Raw genomic sequence first — 17,599 nt, forward strand, 5'->3', positions numbered from 1 at the left:
CCAGCGCCTCTTTTTTCAATTTGATGTGCGTATCCATGCGTTTTCCAGCCGGTTGAGATGATTTTTCGGGACGCATAACAACGCCCTTTGACCGCGATAAGACACGTCCGCACGGCAGCGCCGAGGGCACCGGCGGCGGATCGGGCGACGATGCCGTTATAGGCCGACGTAGAGCAAGTCTGAACCAAATTGGAACATTTGATGGTGGAAAATCGGTTCATTCGGCAAGGCGCGTCGCACAGATGAATGCCGGGTTAACGGCGGGTTCAAAATTGGTTCAGCGCGGGTTTGCCATGGTAATCTCGTCATCAACACTTCAACCCGACGGGGGCACGTTATGAAAACCGCATTGATCGCAGCAGCCGCATTGGCAACCATCGCCGGCAGCGCCCAGGCGCTCGATATCCAGCAGGGCGGCCAACTGACGCTGAAAGTCACGAAGCTGCAGATGGGCATCAAATCTCCGGCCACAAATACCTGCCCGGCCGACGCGAAGCTCACCGCCTGGGTGTTCACCAACAAGGCCGGTTCCGTGCCGATCTATATCGCGCGCGACGGCGGCGGCGTCGCCGGTCCCTACATGGTGGAAACCAAGGCCACCGGCAACGGCGCCTTCATGGGCACCTATTCGCGCACGCTGTCGATCCATCAGCCGATCGATACGCAGTACCGGGCATCCGCGCCGAATTTCAGTCAGCTCAGCAACTGGGTTCCGCTCAAGGCAAGCTGCAAGATCGGCCTCGGCGGCAACGAAATCCTGCAGAACTGAGATCCGGTACAGTCCGACAAGAGGCCTCGCAGCGCGCGGGGCCTTTTGCTTACAGGGGCTCGCTGGAAAACCAGACATTCTCGAAAACGGCGATCGCCGTTGAATCGGGCTTCTGCTCACCGGTGCGGCGAAGCGAGCGCGCCGACCAGATGTCGTCGCGGCCCGGAAGCCGGACGCCATCGGCAACACCGCTTGCATCGCGGCAGGGAATGAAGCCGACGGGCATAAAGGGCTCGACGTGCAGGCGGCCGGCGCGGGCGCGGATCAGCAGCGCCACGCCGATGCCCTGCCAGGGACACCAGGGCAAAATCATGCGTCCGCCGTCCTTGAGCGCATCGAGCCAGGCAAGGGGCGGTTCGACCACGCCGGCATTCACATAGATCACATCCGAAGGCGACAGCGGTGACGACGCGGCATTGACCGCCCGCACGGAAACGTTCCCGTAAGCGGAGAGATTTTCCGCCGCCGCCGCCGCAAGATGCGGCTCGATTTCCACGGCGTCCACATGGCCGCCCGGGCCGACAAGCCGCGAGAGGATTGCCGAATAATAGCCCGTGCCGGCGCCGATATGCGTGACAAAATCGCCGGGCCGCGGACCGGCAAGCACAATCCAGCGGGCATGCAAAAAGGGCTCGCCATTGTTGATGCCGAGCGGGGCGTCCAGCGAAATGAGCACATTTTGACAAAGACTGCGGGGATCATCGACCAGCATGTGGCGCTGCTGCCGGACCGATACGACGCGCCAGGGCGGCGGGCCCAGAAAGGCCTCCCGCGGAACCGTGCGAACAGCGTCTTCGAAACGCGGATCCTCCGCCCCTCCCGCTGCCGCCATCTGGCGGGCGAAGGATTTGCGTGCCTGTTCCAGGCCGTCGTCTGGCATGATCCGATCCCTTATCGGCTGGATAACGAGCCTGCCGACCGCAAGGCCGGCGCGATGGCTTTATGCGTGGTCGCGGACCAGAAGATGGGCGTTCATGATGCCGGCAAAACGATCCGTCATGCGACCGAGATAGGCCGGATCGTACACAAAACGCTCATGCATCAAAAGCCCGCGGAAAAAGGTGCGGCACATGCTCCACAGCAGCGCGGCATCATCCTCGTCCGGGCCGGACCCGCTATAAAGTGCACTGACCGCCGCGGCGCTTTCCGCGTCCCAGGCCAGAAGATCCTCGCAAAGCACATCGTGCAATGCGCGATCGGTGCGGCAGGCAACGAGGATTTCAACGAAGGCCCTGCCCTCCGGCGTATTGACGATGTTGTTCCAAGACCCGATCAGCAATTCGTCGGCCGGAAGGGGGCGGGCTTCGCCTTCGTCCTTCAGCGCATATATCGGCCGCATCGCCGCGTGCAGCATCCGCATGCAGGTTTCCGCCACAAGCGCCTGTTTTGTCGGGAAATGGTGGGTCAGCGCGCCGCGCGAAACACCGGCCCGCTCCTGTATCCGGTTGATCGAGGTCTCGGCATATCCGCATTCGTCCAGACATGCGACGACAGCCGAACAGATGCGCCGTTTCATCGCTTCGGCCTTCATCTGTTTCTTGCTGATCCTCTCCGGCTTCACTTCAGCCGCGGTTTCGGACATGCGCCGCTTCCCTTTCAGGCTTTTGCGCGCTCTTATATCGTCTTGACAGGCGATGGAGCAAGATTTTAGAAACAGAATGTTCGGTCTGTTATGATGGCCGATGTGGAGGATCCATGGCGAAAGAGCCGCTGATCATCGGCGGAGCAAGCGGTTTCTGGGGAGAGGCACCGCATGCGACCGGACAGTTCATGACCCATCCGGAGCTTGAGTACCTCGTCTACGATTATCTTGCCGAAATCACCATGTCGATCCTGGCGCGGGCGCGCCTGAAGGAGCCCTCGCTCGGCTACGCGACCGACTTTGTCAGCGACGCGATGGCGCCCAACATCAAGGCAATCGCCGAGCGCAACATCAAAGTGCTTTCCAATGCCGGCGGAGTCAATCCGGCAGCCTGCGCCGCCCGGTTGCGCACGGCGATGGACGAGGCCGGTGTCGATCTCAAGATAGCGGTTGTCGAGGGCGATGATCTGCTGGCAGAGGCCGGAACATTCACTGAGCGCAGGGAAATGTTTACCCATGCGCCGTTTCCGGCGGCGGATTCGGTCGCCTCGATCAATGCCTATCTCGGCGCGCTTCCCGTTGTCGCCGCCCTTGAGGCTGGCGCCGATATCGTCATAACGGGCCGATGCGCCGACAGCGCTTTGGCGCTTGCCGCCTGCATGCATCATTTCGGCTGGTCCGGGGGCGACTACGATCTCCTGGCTGCCGGATCGCTCGCCGGCCATTTGCTCGAGTGCGGACCGCAGGCGACCGGCGGCAATTTCACCGACTGGGAGACATCCGGAAACCCGGCCGATATCGGCTACCCGATCGCCGAAATGAACGCAGACGGCACGTTCGACATCGTCAAGCCGCCGGGAACTTCGGGTGTTGTATCACCCGGCTCTGTCGGCGAGCAGATGCTTTACGAGATCGGCGATCCGCAAGCCTATATCCTGCCGGATGTGATCTGCGACGTCTCGCAGGTGACGCTGACGCAAAGCGCACCCGGCAGGGTCCGTGTGGCCGGCGCACGCGGCCGCCCCCCGACGGGCTTGCTGAAGGTATCGGCAACCCATATGGACGGCTACCGGGCGGGTCAGATCCTTCAGTTCAATGGCCGCAAGGCACGGGAAAAGGCCCTCGTCTTCGCCGATGCGGTACTGGAACGGGCGCGCGGGAAACTGAAGGCGCTGGGCGCGCCGGATTTTGCCGAAACTTCGGTCGAACTTTTCGGCGGCGCTCCGGAAAACAGCGAAAACGAGGAGATAACGTTAAAGGCTGCCGTGCGGCATGCGGACGCACGCGCCGTCGGCTTGTTCCTCAAGGAGATGACCGGTACGGCGCTGGCGACACCACCCGGACTGCACTTCTTTACCGGCGCCGGCCGTCCGCGCCCCTCGCCGGTGGTGCGGCTGTTCTCGTTCCTGATCGAGGCAGGCGACGTCCCGGTCAAAATTCAGCTGGACGGGCAGGATGTCAGCGGCGATGTGCCGATGCCCGACCTGCATGAGGACCGGCCGCCGGCGCGACCTGAGGTTCCCCAGCCCGGCGATGCGGCGGACCTAGTGACGCGCAGCCTGGAACAGCTCGCTTTCGCGCGCTCCGGCGACAAGGGCGACGATGCGAATATCGGCGTCATCGCCCGCCATCCCGGCTATCTGCCGTGGATCTGGCGCGCGCTCGATGAGGACACAATCATGGCTGCGTTCGCGCCGAACATTGAAGGCGGCGTCGAACGGTTCTTTCTGCCGGGAATTCATGCGATGAATATCCTCATGCACAATGCGCTGGGCGGCGGCGGCGTTGCGAGCCTGCGCAGTGACGCGCAGGCAAAGGCCTTTGCCCAGACCCTGCTGGCCCTGCCGGTGGATATTCCCGTGGCCCTGGCCGATCGCGTTGCCGAAGAGGAACACTGATGGCGTTTGTCAGCCGTATCGACACAGGATCGGACACCTTCAACAAAAACCGCGCCGATATGGCGGCGCTGGTCGAACAGCTCCGCGAGTTGGAGGCGCGGGCCGTCGCACTGTCGGAGCAGCGGCGCACGCGCTTTGAGGAGCGCGGCCAGATCACACCGCGCGAACGGCTTGCACGTCTGCTCGATCCGGGCATGCCGTTCCTTCAGCTTCATTCGCTTGCGGGCTATCTGGTCGACAGTCCGGATCCGGAAAAGAGCGTTCCGGGTTCTTCACTGATTGCCGGCGTCGGGTTCGTCGCGGGCGTGCGCTGCATGGTTTGGGTCGACGACAGCGGCATCAAGGCCGGCGCGATGGGCAAGATGAGTCTGCCGGCGGTCCTGTCCATCCAGGCGCTGGCCCGGCGGCACAAGCTGCCCCTGCTTCATCTGGTCGAAAGCGCCGGCGCCAATCTGATGGACTACAAGGTCGAGGGCTGGGCGCAGGGCGGCGCGCTGTTCCGCAATCTGGCGCTGCTGAGCGCCGACGGCATTCCGACCGTAACCGTTCTGCATGGTCCGTCGACCGCCGGCGGCGCCTATATGCCGGGGCTCTCCGACTATGTGATCGGAGTGAAGAACAACGGCATGGCGGCCCTTGCCGGCGCGGCGCTCGTGCACGCGGCAACGGGTGAAAAGGCGGACGACCGGGAACTCGGCGGTTCCGAAATGCATGCCGGCATATCCGGACTGGTCGAATATCTCGCCGACGACGACGCACACGGCATCGCGATCGCCCGCAATGTGGTGCGGCACCTGGACTGGAACAAGCGGCTTTCGCCAATGGATGAGCGCCGGTTCGAAGAGCCCCATTACGATGCCGATGAACTCGCCGGCATCGTTCCGGCCGATTACCGGATACCCTATGACGTAAGGGAGGTCGTGGCGCGAATTGTCGACGGCTCGCGGTTCGAGGATTTTAAGACGCGATACGGCGTCTCCACCGTGTGCCTGCAGGCCTCCATCCACGGCATCGCCTGCGGCATTATCGGCAATAACGGTCCGATCGACCCGGACGGCGCGACCAAGGCAGCGCAGTTCATACAGCTTTGCGACCAGGCCGATACGCCGATCATTTTCCTCAACAATACGACCGGATACATGGTCGGCACCGAATATGAGCAGGCGGGCATGATCAAGCACGGATCAAAGATGATCCAGGCGGTGTCCAACACGCGCGTGCCGCGCATCACCCTTTATATCGGCGCCAGTTTCGGCGCCGGCAATTACGGCATGAGCGGCGTCGCCTTCAAACCGGATTTCCTCTTTGCATGGCCCAACGCGACCACCGGTGTGATGGGCGGCGAGCAGGCAGCCGGCACGATGACGATGGTGGCGCGCATGTCGGCCAAGAGAAAGGGCGAGGAGGTGGACGAGGATGCGCTTTCAGGCCAGCACAAGACGATCGCTGCGCATTTCGACCGCCAGTCGGATGCGTTCTATACGTCGGGGCGCTGTCTCGATCATGGCGTGATCGATCCGCGTGACACCCGCACGATACTCGCATTCTGCCTCGAGACATGCCTGGAGGCGCGCAACAGGACGCTGCAGCCGAACGCCTTCGGCGTGGCGCGGATGTAGGAGCCGGCAATGACCAAGCTGCCCGAAACGACGGCGCTCGATCTCGACCTTGAGGACGGATGGCTGACCATATGGTTCAACGAACCGCAGTCACGAAACCCGCTGACGATCGCGCGCATCCGGGATGTCCATGCAGTGTGTGCGGCGATCCGGGGCGACCGCACCGTGCGCGGGGTCACGTTTCGCGGCCGCGGCGGGGTGTTTTGCGCCGGCGGCGACCTGAAGAGCTTCAAATCGGCACTTCAGGGTTCCGGCGACCGCGACGAGATCGTTGGCATGAGTCTTGAAGCCGCCGCGCTTCTCGACGCCGTCAACACGCTGCCGCAGGTGACCGTCATGGCTGTCGAGGGTGCGGCCATGGCCGGCGGATTTGGCCTTGCCTGCGTCGGCGACGTTGTCATTTCGGATGATCAGGCACGGTTTTCGCTGACCGAGACGACAATCGGACTGACGCCGGCGCAGATCGCGCCCTTCGTGCTGCAGCGTCTGGGTTCGCGGACAGGCCGCAAGCTGATGCTGCTTGCCTCCACGCTTGATGCGCAGGACGCAATGCGGTCCGGCCTCGTCGACACGGTCACGTCCGGTGAAGAGGCGATGACCGCCTGTATCGATGAGATCAGAAGCCAGGTGATGCGCTGCGCACCGGGCGCCGTCGCCGAGACCAAACGCCTGATCCTGACCCTGCCCGATCTGGCGCGCGCCGATCGGGCCCAGGCGGCGGCCAACAGCTTTGCCGAAAGGATGATGACGGACGAAGCGCGCGAGGGCGTGGCAAGCTTTCTGGAAAAACGCAAACCGAAATGGGCGGAGGGCTGAGAACCGTGGCGTTCGATTCGATCCTTGTCGCCAATCGCGGCGAAATCGCCTGCCGCATCATCCGCACCGCCCGAAACCTGGGCTTGAGGACCGTTGCCGTCTATTCCGAGGCGGACCGCGGCGCGCCGCATGCGACGATGGCCGACGAGGCGGTGATGATCGGCCCGGCTCCTGTGGGCGAGAGCTATCTGCGCTCAGACCGGATCATCGAGGCGGCGCAGGCGACCCGCGCGGGCGCGATCCATCCGGGCTACGGCTTCCTGTCCGAGAACGAGGCGTTTGCGGAGGCCGTCGACAATGCCGGCCTCGTCTTTGTCGGACCGCCGGCAAAGGCGATCTACCTGATGGGCAACAAGGCGGAAGCGCGCCGGCGGATGATCGATGCCGGCGTGTCATGCGTGCCGGGATATGAGGACGAGGACCAGAGCGATGCCGCGCTCACGGAAGCGGCCGAAGCGATCGGCTATCCGGTCATGGTCAAGGCGGCCGCCGGCGGCGGCGGGCGCGGCATGCGGCTTGTGCATGATCCAGCACAGCTTGACGAAGCGCTGGCACTGGCGCGGGCCGAGGCCGCCAGCGCCTTCGGCTCCGATGAACTGATCCTCGAAAAGGCCATCGAGCGGCCGCGTCACGTGGAGGTTCAGGTCTTTGCCGATGCCCATGGCAACGTCATCCATCTTGGAGAACGTGACTGCTCGGTTCAAAGACGGCATCAGAAGGTGGTTGAGGAATCCCCCTGCCCGGTTTTGACACCGCCGCTGCGGGCGGAAATGGGCGCGGCGGCCGTTCATGCCGCAAGGGCGGTCGATTACCGGGGCGCCGGAACGGTGGAGTTTCTTCTCGATGCATCGGACGCGTTCTATTTCCTGGAGATGAACACCCGCCTGCAGGTCGAACATCCGGTGACCGAACTTGTCACCGGGCTCGATCTGGTGGCGATGCAGATCGCCGTGGCGCAGGACGCGCCGCTGCCGCTTGAACAGTCGGACCTCAAGATGCAGGGCCATGCGATCGAGGTTCGCCTCTATGCGGAGGATCCGGCCCGCGATTTCCTTCCGGCAACGGGCCCTGTCGATTTGTGGCGTCCGGCCGCGGGGGATGGCATTCGCATCGATGCGGGCATCAGGACCGGGCAGGATATCACCCCCTTCTACGACCCTATGCTGGCCAAGATCATTGCCTGGGGCGAGAACCGGAACATCGCGCGGACGCGGCTGGCGCGGGCCGTGGAGGAGACGGTTCTGCTCGGCCCGGCCACCAACACGGCCTTCCTCGCCGATGTGCTGCGGCAGGAGAGCTTTGCCAAAGGTGAGGCGACAACCGCCTTTATCTCCGAGACCTATGGAAACGGGATCGCAGCGGACAGGCCGAGCGGCCACGACGTTGCGCTGGCGGCGTCGCTGTTTCTGGACGCCGAGCGCGAAGCGGCGTTCGAAACGGCGGCCTATGTCAGCCGCTCGCAACTGGGCTGGGCGAGCGCACCGCTTTCCCCGATACCCCTGCAGCTGACCGACGGCGAGCGGACATTCGATGTCAGCGCCCTCAGCCGCGCCAACGCATGGTCGATCACGGTCGGCGACGATCTGTTCGCGGTCGAGATCGCCGGGCGGGACGGCCCGGCGCTACGCGCGCGCATCAACGGCCGGACGGTGGATGCCGTTGCCGTGGCAAGGCAGACGCATCTCGCCCTCGCGGTCGGCGCGAAGCGTCTTCAATTCCAGCGGACACTCGCCGGCGAAACCGACGAGGGTGCCGGCGGCGGCGGACGGATAACCGCACCGATGCCCGGACTGGTCGTCGATGTGCTGGTCTCCGAAGCGCAAAAGGTATCCGAAGGCGATGTGCTGGCCATCCTGGAAGCGATGAAAATGCAGCACCCGATCACGGCCCCGGTCAGCGGCACGGTCGAGCGGGTCGCGGCGACGGCGGGCGAACAGGTCGGCTCCGGCGATCTGATGATCGAGATCGCTGCGGAAGACGATTAGAAAAACCCGGGCGAGGGAGTATGTCCATGGAGCAGGCGCAGGATTTTCTCGATGAGAGCGAGGCGTTGGCAGCCATCCTGTCCGACCTTGCCGATGCGGATTTCGAACAGCCGACGCAATTCAAGGGATGGACCATCAATGACGTGCTGGTTCATCTGCACTACTGGAATCGCGGCGCCGATCAGGCATTGACCGATCCGTCCGCTTTCGAGGCGGCGACGGGCCGGTTGATGGAGGCGCTTGCCGGGTCCAGCCTGCGTGGTCTTGAGAACAGCGAGATCAGCGAGCGCGGGACCGCTCTGTTGAATGTCTGGCGGGCGCTTTATCGCGACATGGGCGAACGCTGGGCGTCACTCGACCCGAAACAACGGGTCAAATGGGTCGGACCCGATATGTCGGTGCGCTCTTCCATGACGGCACGGCAGATGGAGACCTGGGCCCACGGACAGGAGGTGTTCGACATTCTGGGCATCGAGCGCGCCGAACAGGACAGGATCCGCAATGTTGTCGTCCTCGGCGTCAACACGTTCGGCTGGTCGTTCAAGGTGCACGGCAGGCCGGTGCCCGAGACGATGCCTCACCTGACGCTGACGCTGCCGTCCGGAGCGGTCATCGAGCACGGCGAGGCCGGCGACGGCAACAGCATCAGCGGGCCCGCCGTCGCCTTTGCTCAGGTGGTCACGCAAACGCGCAACATTGCCGACACCGATCTTGCTGTGAAGGGTCCGGTCGCGCGCGAGTGGATGGAACATGCGCAGTGTTTCGCCGGGCCGCCGGAGACCCCGCCGGCCCCCGGAACGCGTTTTCGAAAGCAGGCCTGACGCACCGGCGCCTTACCAGAGCGGACCGGAGCGCTCCTCTTCCTTCAGCGACGACGAGCCGAAGCTGTAGCGAAGGCCGCCGAAATAGAGATTGCTGTCGGCATCACCGGTAAAACCGTTCAGGCCCTTGCGGAGCTGGTCGTAGCGGTAACCCGCGAACATGGTCACCGGCAGGCTTTGCAGCCGGTAGTTGGCCGCCGCCTCGACAAAGAACTTGTCGGTACGGACACCGCCGAGCTCAACCCATTTGGCGCCGCCTTCAAGGTCGAAACGCAGATTGTCGCTGGCATAGAGGCGAGCGCCTGCTTTTGCAAAGTAGTCCGTGCTGTCATTGGTGGGCGTCACCGACTGGCCGATGGCCGCAGCTGCCAACAGCGTTACGTTGTTGAGGAAATACGCGCCCTCCAGACCGCCCATATAGCCGTGAAACGTATTCCCGGTCCCGGTCACGTAATCGCCATCGACAAAAACGCCGACGGCATAGACCGGGCCGCGCAGATAGCCGTGCAGGCTCCCGCCCACAATGTCGTGATGGAAACCTTCCGATGCGGCATGGCTGTAGCGCCCGTCGACCTGCAGGTTGAAACCCTCTCCCGTCGGCACATTGATCGCGCCGCGGATGGTGCCGATGTTCCGATCGCCAAGCACGCCGTCGGTCTGCCCGTAGGTGTAGACACCCTCGACATAGCCCATGACATGGCGCTGCGGCAGCGGTGCGCCGGGAAGCGCGGGCGGCGTTGTCGGCGGCGACCCCATATCGGCTGCGACGGCGCTGCCGGCCACGGCAGCGAGTGCGATCATGCACGTCATTGTTCTGAACACTGTCTTACCCTCAATCAAACCCGAGACGGCAAACAGGATAGTGACAATTGATTAACCATGTGTTGCCCCGGCCTGCCGGGGCGCTCAGTGCTGCTCGCCGACGAGACCCTTGATCAGCCATTTCTGCAAGACCAGCACCACGACGACCGGCGGCAGCATCGCCAGCACGGCCAGCGCCATGCCGTAATTGGTGGCGGTTCCGAAGCGCTCTATTCCGCGCACGAGGGTGAAATACCCCTCTCCCGTCGTGGTGATCATCAGCGGCCAGAGATACTGGTTCCAGCCCTGCACGAAGGTGACGGCAAACAGGGCGAGGATCATCGGCCAGGACACGGGAATGAGAATATCGACCAGAAACCGCATGGGGCCGGCGCCGTCCATGCGGGCCGCCTCGTGAAGGCTGGCAGGCACGGATTTGAAGAACTGACGGAAGAAGAATGTGCCGATCGCAGCGGCCAGCAAGGGCAGGATGAGACCGGTGTAACTGTTGAGCAGGCCGAGCGTGTGAACGACCATGAAACTCGGCAAAATCCGGGTCTCGATCGGCAATAGCAGGCTGGCGAAAATGAGCCAAAAGAGAAAAGAAGCGAAACGCAATCGAAAATAAACGAGCGCATAGGCGGAGAGGATCGACAGAACGCACTTGCCGAGCGAGAAGCCGGGCGCCAGTACGGTCGAATTGATCGCCATGCCGCCTGCGGTGATCGTCTGGCTGAAACCGGATTTACGTGTCAGCACCTCACCATAGACATTGGAGAACTCAGGCCCCAGGGTGAATTGGAGGCCATCGCTTGAAATGACCGAATTCTGGTGGGTTGAGGTCAAAAAGATCGCTGCAACCGGCAGCAGCATGAACAGCGATCCGACGATCAGCACAAGGTGATCCACAAGTTTGCGCATCAGTTGCGGCTGCCCCTGTCGCATCGCTGTCGAAGCGCCGGATCGCCGGCCTTTGCAGCGTTGGCCGCCGGGCTCCGTCCGACCCGCTGCACCGCTTTCGTTTTCAACAAAAGGCCTGTCATGAAACCTTCATTTTTGTGACATGTGCGTGTTACTTGCCGTAGCCTAGTTTCCGGCGTCCGTGACCGGTATGGCGCATTGCCGCCTCTCGGTCGTTCAGCTCAAGTTAGGGGAGGCGAATCATGTTAATTCGCAACTATATCGTCGGCGCCATGGCAACCGCCATGTCTGTCGCAACGGCCCTTCCGGCCATGGCTCAAACTGAAATCACCTGGTGGCATGCAATGGGCGGCCAGCTCGGCGAGAGCGTAAATGAGATTGCCGAGAAGTTCAACGCATCGCAATCAGACTACAGGATCACACCGGTCTTCAAGGGCACCTATGAAGAGACGATGACTGCCGGAATCGCCGCGTTCCGCGGCGGCGAGCAACCCAACGTCATCCAGGTGTTCGACGCGGGCGCGGCAACGCTCATCGGCGCCAAGGGCGCCGTGATCCCGGCCCAGGACCTGATGAAGGACAACGGCGTTCCGTTCGACATCAACGATTACATTTCGGGCGTGCGCTATTTTTATGCCGACAGCGACGGCACGATGATCGGCATGCCGTTCAACTCCTCGACGCCGATCATGTACTACAATGAGGATGCGCTGAAGAAGGCTGGCGTCACGCCGCCGAAGACCTGGGAAGAGTTTCAGTCCGTGACGGCGCCGAAACTGAAGGCAGCCGGTTACGTGCCTATGTCCCAGTCTCACCTTCCCTGGATCTTCACCGAGAATTTCTACTCCCGCCACAATCTCGAATTCGCCACCATGGACAACGGCTATGAAGCCGGCACTCCGGTGATGCTGCTGAACCAGGATCCGATCAAAGGTCACTTCACGGCCGTGAAAGAATGGCTGGATAACGATCTCTTCGGCTGGTACGGCACGGGCTGGACGGATAACCAGAAGCCGTTCAACGAAGGCCAGGTTGCCATCTGGCTCGGTTCCTCCGGTTCGTTCGGCGGCGTCAAGAAGGCCGCCAAGTTCCCGTTTAACGCCACCTTCCTGCCCTACTGGGAGTCACTGACCAAGGAGCCGACGCAGACCTTTATCGGTGGTGCCGCGCTGTTTGCCATGTCCGGCCATTCGGACGAGGAGAACAAGGCGGTCGCCGAATTCTTCCGCTTCCTGACCTCGCCTGAAGTCCAGTATTTCTGGCACAAGGACACCGGTTATGTGCCGATCACCACGGCGGCCTATGAGCTTGCCAAGAAGGACGGTTACTACGAGGAAACGCCGCAGGCCGAAGTCGGCATCCAGCAGCTTTCGCTGCCGGGCGGTGACTGGACGAAGGGCTATCGCCTCGGCTTCTACGTTCAGATCCGTGACGTGATGAACCGCGAATACGGCAAGATCTTCTCCGGCGAGAAGAGTGTCGACGAAGCTTTCGAAACCATCGAAATCGAGTCGAACAAGCTGCTCGAGCGTTTCGCCAAATCCATGGGCAACTGATGTGTGACGATGCGGGGCGCGATGCGCCCCGCATTTTCAAGAGGCGGGCCGCAGAATGAACAAGTCGCAATTCCGATCGCCGCTCTATCCCTATCTCCTGCTGCTGCCGCAGTTGTCGATCGTGGTGATCTTTTTCTACTGGCCGGCGGCGGAAGCCATCCGGTCGTCCTTTTATCTGGAAGACCCGTTCGGCTTTTCCTCGACCTTTGTCGGCTTCGACAATTTCAGCGACATGGTCTCGCGTTCCGACTATGTCAGCTCGGCCCGTTTCACCATCATCTTCTCGGTCCTCGTTACCTTCTTCTCCCTGGCCATCGCTCTGTTGCTGGCCGTTACGGCCGACCGCGTCATCAAGGGCGCCTCGACCTACAAGACGTTGCTTATGTGGGTCTACGCCATAGCACCGCCGGTCGCCGGCCTGATCGGCATCATGCTGTTCGACAATCTCGTCGGGCCGATCGCGGAGTTCTTCCGTTCATTGGGCTGGGACTTCAAGCTCGGGGTCAACCGCTTCGACACGGCCTTTGCCATGATCACCATATCGATCTGGAAGCAGATACCGGTCAATTTCATCTTTTTCCTGTCGGGCCTGCAGGGGATTCCGAAATCCGTTCAGGAGGCGGCGTCGATCGATTGCGCCTCGTCGACGCGGCGTTTCTGGACCATTACATTCCCGCTTCTCGCCCCGACAGGTTTTTTCCTGCTGATCATCAACATCACCTATTCGCTGTTCGACACGTTCGGCGTCATCGACGTGGTGCTGAAGGGCGAACCGGGCAACAATCCCGTCACGCTCGTCTACAAGGTGTTCCTTGACGGCTTCCGCGGCGGAGACCTCGGCGGGTCCTCGGCCCAGTCGGTGATCCTGATGATTCTGGTGCTCATCCTGACGGTCTTTCAGTTCCGACTGATCGAACGACGCGTCCACTACAGTTGAGGTCCGGCAATGACGACATCCGATATCTCCGTCGAGACATCCGCCACTGCCGCCGCGCCGGTCGTGCACAAAAGGCGGCTGAGATGGTCGACCGTCACCGATCATGCCATCCTGATCCTCGGCTCGCTGTTCATGCTCGTTCCGGTGCTCATGGCCTTTCTGACGTCGAGCCATGACAGCGCCACGGTACACAGCGGCGGACTGCAGATGACGCTCGGCGACGATCTGGGCAAGAACTACTACAATGCGATGCTGGTGCCCGGCGGCTTCACCAAATCGGTGGACGGCATGCGCATGCTGATGAACTCGTTCATCCTCGGCATCGGCTTCGCGGTCGGCAAGATCGTCATTTCGATGCTCGCGGCCTATGCGATCGTCTATTTCCGCTTCCGTTTCGCGACCTTCGCCTTCTGGCTGATCTTCACCACGCTTCTGCTGCCTCTGGAAGTGCGCATCCTGCCGTCCTACGAAATTGTCCAGGGCCTCGGTCTGCTGAACACCTATACGGGTCTGATCGTGCCGCTGATCGCCTCGGCGACGGGAACGTTCTTCTTCCGTCAATTCTACAAATCGGTGCCGAACGAGCTGATCGAAGCGGCCCGCATCGACGGGGCCGGTCCGGTGAAATTCTTCATCGACATCCTCGTTCCGCTTTCCAAGACGATGATCGCGGCGATCTTCATCATCATGTTCGTCTTCGGATGGAACCAGTATCTGTGGCCGACCATCATGACCACCGATGAAAGGTTCTTCACCATGGTGCGCGGAATCTCGCAGATCATGCAGGTCTTTATCGGCTCGCAGATCCCCGAATATGGCGAGGCCATGGCGCTGGCGATCATCGCCATGCTGCCGCCGGTCGCCATCGTGATCTTCTTTCAACGGTGGTTCGTCAAGGGCCTGGTTGAATCCGACAAGTAGGTGAATGCAATGGCAAAGGTCGTTATCGACAAGGTCCGCAAGGTCTATCCCAACGGAACGGAGGCGCTCGCGCCCTCCAGCATCAATATCGACGATGGCGAGTTCATCGTGCTCGTCGGCCCCTCGGGCTGCGGGAAGTCGACACTTCTGCGGATGATCGCCGGCCTTGAGGACATCACCGAAGGCACGATCTCGATCGGCGAGCGTGTCGTCAACACGCTCGACCCGGCCGAGCGCGATATCGCCATGGTGTTCCAGAACTATGCGCTGTACCCGCATATGTCGGTCTACAAGAACATGGCCTATGGGCTGAAGAACCGGGGCATGCCGAAGGACGATATCGACAGCGCGGTGCAGAAGGCCGCCCGGCTGCTGCATATCGAGGAGTTCCTGGAACGCAGGCCCAGCCAGCTTTCCGGCGGTCAGCGCCAGAGGGTGGCCATGGGCCGGGCGATCGTGCGCGATCCGGCGCTGTTCCTGTTCGACGAGCCGCTGTCCAACCTCGACGCCAAACTGCGCAACCAGATGCGCATCGAGATCCGCAAGCTCCAACGGGACCTCGGCGTGACATCGATCTATGTCACCCACGACCAGATCGAGGCCATGACGATGGCCGACCGCATCGCAGTTCTCAATACCGGAACCATCGAGCAGATCGGCACGCCGGCTCAGATCTACCACGCACCGGCAAGTATCTTTGTGGCCAGCTTCATGGGCGCGCCGCCGATGAATATTCTGGACGGTCACTATAACGGCAATGGCGGTCTGGAAATTCGCGATCTCGGCCATGTGGCCGTCGATCATACGCCGGAGGTCACAGGTGACATTCGCGTCGGCATCCGCCCGGAAAATGTGGTCATCCACCAGCAACAGGCCGATCACTCCGTGCCGATCAAGGTGGACTTCCTGGAAGAGCTCGGGGCCGGGCGGCTTTTGCACTCAACCATCGGCAGCACGCCGTTTGTCGCCCATCTCGACAATGAGCATCCGATCGACGGCGACATGGTCTTCGCGCATCTGCCGGCCCATTCGCTTCACCTGTTCGACGCCTCGACCGGCCGCAGGGTCTGATTGGGCTTTGAAAAGCCCGGCCGCCCACGGGGACACCGCCGGGAGGAATGCGCTGCCGGGTATGCAGCGCTTGGGGAGTTCGTTTTCCAGGTGACGATCGTGCGATGGTTGCGCCAGTTGCACCGGCGCAGGGCCGAGCGGGTCAGATCCATCGACGGGTCATCGAACAATCCGCCACGCTAGTGCGCGGGCGCCATGGCATAGCTGACGACCTCATATTCGATGCCCTGATCATCGTGGAAATAGAACCGGCGCCCGGGCTCGTAATCGGCATGGGAATGCGGCTCGAAACCGCAGGCTTTGACCTTCTCCTCGGCCGCGTCGAGATCATCGACAACAACGCCGATATGGTTGAGGCCACCCGTCGTCACATAACTGCTGGAACTGGCCGCCAGCCGCTTGCCGGGCGAATAGAGCGCCAGATAACTGTTCTCGCCGCCGACATGAACGGTCCGGCCGCCGTGGATGGAATCGCCCTGCCAGCGGATATGCCAGCCAAAGAGATCGCACAGCCACTTTGCCGTTTTTTCCGGATTGTCCACCGTCAGATTGACGTGCTCAAGAGATGCTTTCGCCATCGTCCCGTCCTTTCAGATATTCGATTTCCGCGTGTTCATGTTGACATTCTAATTCCTCAAGTTAACTTCAGGTCAAGGTATTTTTTCCAGCCCGTTTCGGAGTGCCGGATGAAAGCAAGCGACAGGCTGTCGATCGGCGAATTGGCGCGCCGGACCGGGCTGGCCGTTTCGGCGATCCGCTACTACGAAGCCGAGGGCCTTTTGACGGCGGAGCGCAATGCCGGCGGGCAAAGGCGTTTCCTGCGTTCCGACATAAGGCGCCTGTCCTTCATCCTGATTGCACAGCAGTTCGGCTTCACGCTGGAGAAGATCCGCGAGCAGCTTCAGTCGCTGCCGCTGGAACGCACGCCCACCAAAGCCGACTGGACGCGCATCAGCCGCAGTTTTCGCCACGAGCTCGATACGCGGATAGAGCGGCTGACGCGGCTGCGCGACAATCTCGACGGCTGTATCGGCTGCGGCTGCCTGTCGCTTCGCAAATGTACGCTTTACAATCCACAGGACGTTGCCCGCGCGCACGGCAGCGGACCGCGCTATCTGATGGGCGACGATCCACCGAAAAATACCAGGTGATCCGGGTTGGGTACAATCTGCGGCAACCGGCCTTGGCCGGTTGCGCCGAATCGTTTCGTCCTGCTAAGTGGCTGGGCCGGGTGCCCGGCGTTCATTCATCTCCAATCGGAAACGAAAGCCTGTCCGCGGCCGCATGACCGTCCAGATCGAACTCGGCACACAGAAAGCCGGCCTGCCGGCGGAAATGGACCTGGAGGAACTTCTGGCCACCAGGCTGCTCGTCCAGGGCAATTCCGGCTCCGGCAAATCGCATTTGCTGCGGCGCATTCTTGAGCAAAGCGCACAATGGGTCCAGCAGGTCATCATCGATCCGGAGGGTGATTTTGTCTCGCTGGCGGACGCATACGGCCATGTGGTGGTCGATGCCGACGGATCGGAGCGTGACCTGCAGATGATCGCCGCCCGGGTGCGCCAGCATCGCGTCTCCGTGGTTTTCAATCTCGAGGGTCTTGACGCGGACCGGCAAATGAAAGCGGCGGGCGCCTTCATCAACGGCCTGTTCGAGGTGGCGCGCGAGATCTGGTATCCGGCCCTTGTGGTCGTGGACGAGGCACAACTCTTCGCGCCGACCACCGCCGGCGAATTCACCGAGGATGCGCGCCGGGCCTCGCTCGGCGCGATGACCAATCTGATGTGCCGCGGCCGCAAGCGCGGCCTTGCCGGCATCATCGCCACCCAGCGCCTTGCCAAGCTCGCCAAGAATGTCGCCGCGGAAGCATCGAACTTCCTGATGGGACGGACCTTCCTCGAC

General features: G+C 62.1%; 18 protein-coding genes. 12 read left to right on the forward strand and 6 right to left on the reverse strand.

What is annotated here, in order from left to right; all coding sequences use genetic code 11:
* A partial coding sequence (locus AC5E6N_RS06965) for a hypothetical protein (protein ID WP_491747139.1) occupies positions 1 to 221 on the reverse strand: 221 nt, incomplete at its 3' end.
* Between the two features lie 116 nt (positions 222 to 337).
* Between AC5E6N_RS06965 and AC5E6N_RS06970 the strand changes: the two genes are divergently transcribed.
* Positions 338 to 769, forward strand: a complete 432-nt coding sequence (locus AC5E6N_RS06970) for a hypothetical protein (RefSeq protein ID WP_491747140.1) — start codon at positions 338 to 340, stop codon at positions 767 to 769.
* Positions 770 to 818: 49 nt separating this feature from the next.
* Here the strand turns inward: AC5E6N_RS06970 and AC5E6N_RS06975 are convergent, their stop codons facing one another.
* Together AC5E6N_RS06975 and AC5E6N_RS06980 are read right to left on the reverse strand one after the other, a co-directional pair.
* Entirely contained in the window at positions 819 to 1,649 is an 831-nt protein-coding gene (locus tag AC5E6N_RS06975; RefSeq protein WP_491747141.1) for a protein-L-isoaspartate O-methyltransferase family protein, read from the reverse strand.
* A gap of 60 nt (positions 1,650 to 1,709) precedes the next feature.
* Positions 1,710 to 2,351: a TetR/AcrR family transcriptional regulator gene (locus AC5E6N_RS06980; RefSeq protein ID WP_491747142.1), complete on the reverse strand. Its 642-nt coding sequence runs from the start codon at positions 2,349 to 2,351 to the stop codon at positions 1,710 to 1,712.
* A gap of 113 nt (positions 2,352 to 2,464) precedes the next feature.
* Between AC5E6N_RS06980 and AC5E6N_RS06985 the strand changes: the two genes are divergently transcribed.
* The 5 genes from AC5E6N_RS06985 to AC5E6N_RS07005 are packed head-to-tail and all read left to right on the forward strand — an operon-like array spanning position 2,465 to position 9,490.
* Positions 2,465 to 4,249 carry an acyclic terpene utilization AtuA family protein gene (locus AC5E6N_RS06985; RefSeq protein WP_491747143.1) on the forward strand — a complete coding sequence of 595 codons (1,785 nt, stop codon included), beginning with the start codon at positions 2,465 to 2,467 and terminating at the stop codon, positions 4,247 to 4,249.
* Complete coding sequence (locus AC5E6N_RS06990; protein WP_491747144.1) at positions 4,249 to 5,868, forward strand: acyl-CoA carboxylase subunit beta; 1,620 nt, start codon at positions 4,249 to 4,251, stop codon at positions 5,866 to 5,868. Before AC5E6N_RS06985 ends, AC5E6N_RS06990 begins: the two co-directional genes overlap by 1 nt.
* Positions 5,869 to 5,877: 9 nt before the next feature.
* The gene (locus tag AC5E6N_RS06995; RefSeq protein WP_491747145.1) at positions 5,878 to 6,684 is read left to right on the forward strand and encodes an enoyl-CoA hydratase/isomerase family protein; all 807 of its coding nucleotides are present in this window, start codon (positions 5,878 to 5,880) and stop codon (positions 6,682 to 6,684) included.
* A gap of 5 nt (positions 6,685 to 6,689) precedes the next feature.
* Entirely contained in the window at positions 6,690 to 8,669 is a 1,980-nt protein-coding gene (locus AC5E6N_RS07000; RefSeq protein ID WP_491747146.1) for an acetyl/propionyl/methylcrotonyl-CoA carboxylase subunit alpha, read from the forward strand.
* 26 nt (positions 8,670 to 8,695) lie between these two features.
* Positions 8,696 to 9,490 (forward strand): TIGR03084 family metal-binding protein, encoded by a 795-nt coding sequence (locus AC5E6N_RS07005; protein ID WP_491747147.1) that lies wholly within the window; start codon positions 8,696 to 8,698, stop codon positions 9,488 to 9,490.
* 12 nt (positions 9,491 to 9,502) lie between these two features.
* Here the strand turns inward: AC5E6N_RS07005 and AC5E6N_RS07010 are convergent, their stop codons facing one another.
* The gene (locus tag AC5E6N_RS07010; protein WP_491747148.1) at positions 9,503 to 10,291 is read right to left on the reverse strand and encodes a hypothetical protein; all 789 of its coding nucleotides are present in this window, start codon (positions 10,289 to 10,291) and stop codon (positions 9,503 to 9,505) included.
* Between the two features lie 105 nt (positions 10,292 to 10,396).
* Complete coding sequence (locus AC5E6N_RS07015; protein ID WP_491747149.1) at positions 10,397 to 11,212, reverse strand: ABC transporter permease subunit; 816 nt, start codon at positions 11,210 to 11,212, stop codon at positions 10,397 to 10,399.
* Positions 11,213 to 11,484: 272 nt separating this feature from the next.
* On the opposite strand from AC5E6N_RS07015, the gene AC5E6N_RS07020 reads away from it, so the two are divergent.
* The 4 genes from AC5E6N_RS07020 to ugpC are packed head-to-tail and all read left to right on the forward strand — an operon-like array spanning position 11,485 to position 15,697.
* Positions 11,485 to 12,768 (forward strand): extracellular solute-binding protein, encoded by a 1,284-nt coding sequence (locus tag AC5E6N_RS07020; RefSeq protein WP_491747173.1) that lies wholly within the window; start codon positions 11,485 to 11,487, stop codon positions 12,766 to 12,768.
* A 55-nt stretch (positions 12,769 to 12,823) separates the two neighbouring features.
* Entirely contained in the window at positions 12,824 to 13,705 is an 882-nt protein-coding gene (locus AC5E6N_RS07025) for an ABC transporter permease subunit (RefSeq protein WP_491747150.1), read from the forward strand.
* A gap of 9 nt (positions 13,706 to 13,714) precedes the next feature.
* Complete coding sequence (gene ugpE, locus AC5E6N_RS07030; RefSeq protein WP_491747151.1) at positions 13,715 to 14,626, forward strand: sn-glycerol-3-phosphate ABC transporter permease UgpE; 912 nt, start codon at positions 13,715 to 13,717, stop codon at positions 14,624 to 14,626.
* Between the two features lie 9 nt (positions 14,627 to 14,635).
* Positions 14,636 to 15,697 (forward strand): sn-glycerol-3-phosphate ABC transporter ATP-binding protein UgpC, encoded by a 1,062-nt coding sequence (gene ugpC, locus AC5E6N_RS07035; RefSeq protein WP_491747152.1) that lies wholly within the window; start codon positions 14,636 to 14,638, stop codon positions 15,695 to 15,697.
* Between the two features lie 179 nt (positions 15,698 to 15,876).
* On the opposite strand, the gene AC5E6N_RS07040 is transcribed toward ugpC, so the two are convergent.
* On the reverse strand, positions 15,877 to 16,275 hold the full coding sequence (locus AC5E6N_RS07040) for a VOC family protein (protein WP_491747153.1): 399 nt from the start codon (positions 16,273 to 16,275) through the stop codon (positions 15,877 to 15,879).
* Positions 16,276 to 16,383: 108 nt separating this feature from the next.
* Between AC5E6N_RS07040 and soxR the strand changes: the two genes are divergently transcribed.
* Positions 16,384 to 16,848 carry a redox-sensitive transcriptional activator SoxR gene (gene soxR, locus AC5E6N_RS07045; RefSeq protein ID WP_491747154.1) on the forward strand — a complete coding sequence of 155 codons (465 nt, stop codon included), beginning with the start codon at positions 16,384 to 16,386 and terminating at the stop codon, positions 16,846 to 16,848.
* A 133-nt stretch (positions 16,849 to 16,981) separates the two neighbouring features.
* A partial coding sequence (locus AC5E6N_RS07050; protein ID WP_491747155.1) for a helicase HerA domain-containing protein occupies positions 16,982 to 17,599 on the forward strand: 618 nt, incomplete at its 3' end.

The sequence above is a fragment of the Hoeflea sp. genome (assembly GCF_984452065.1).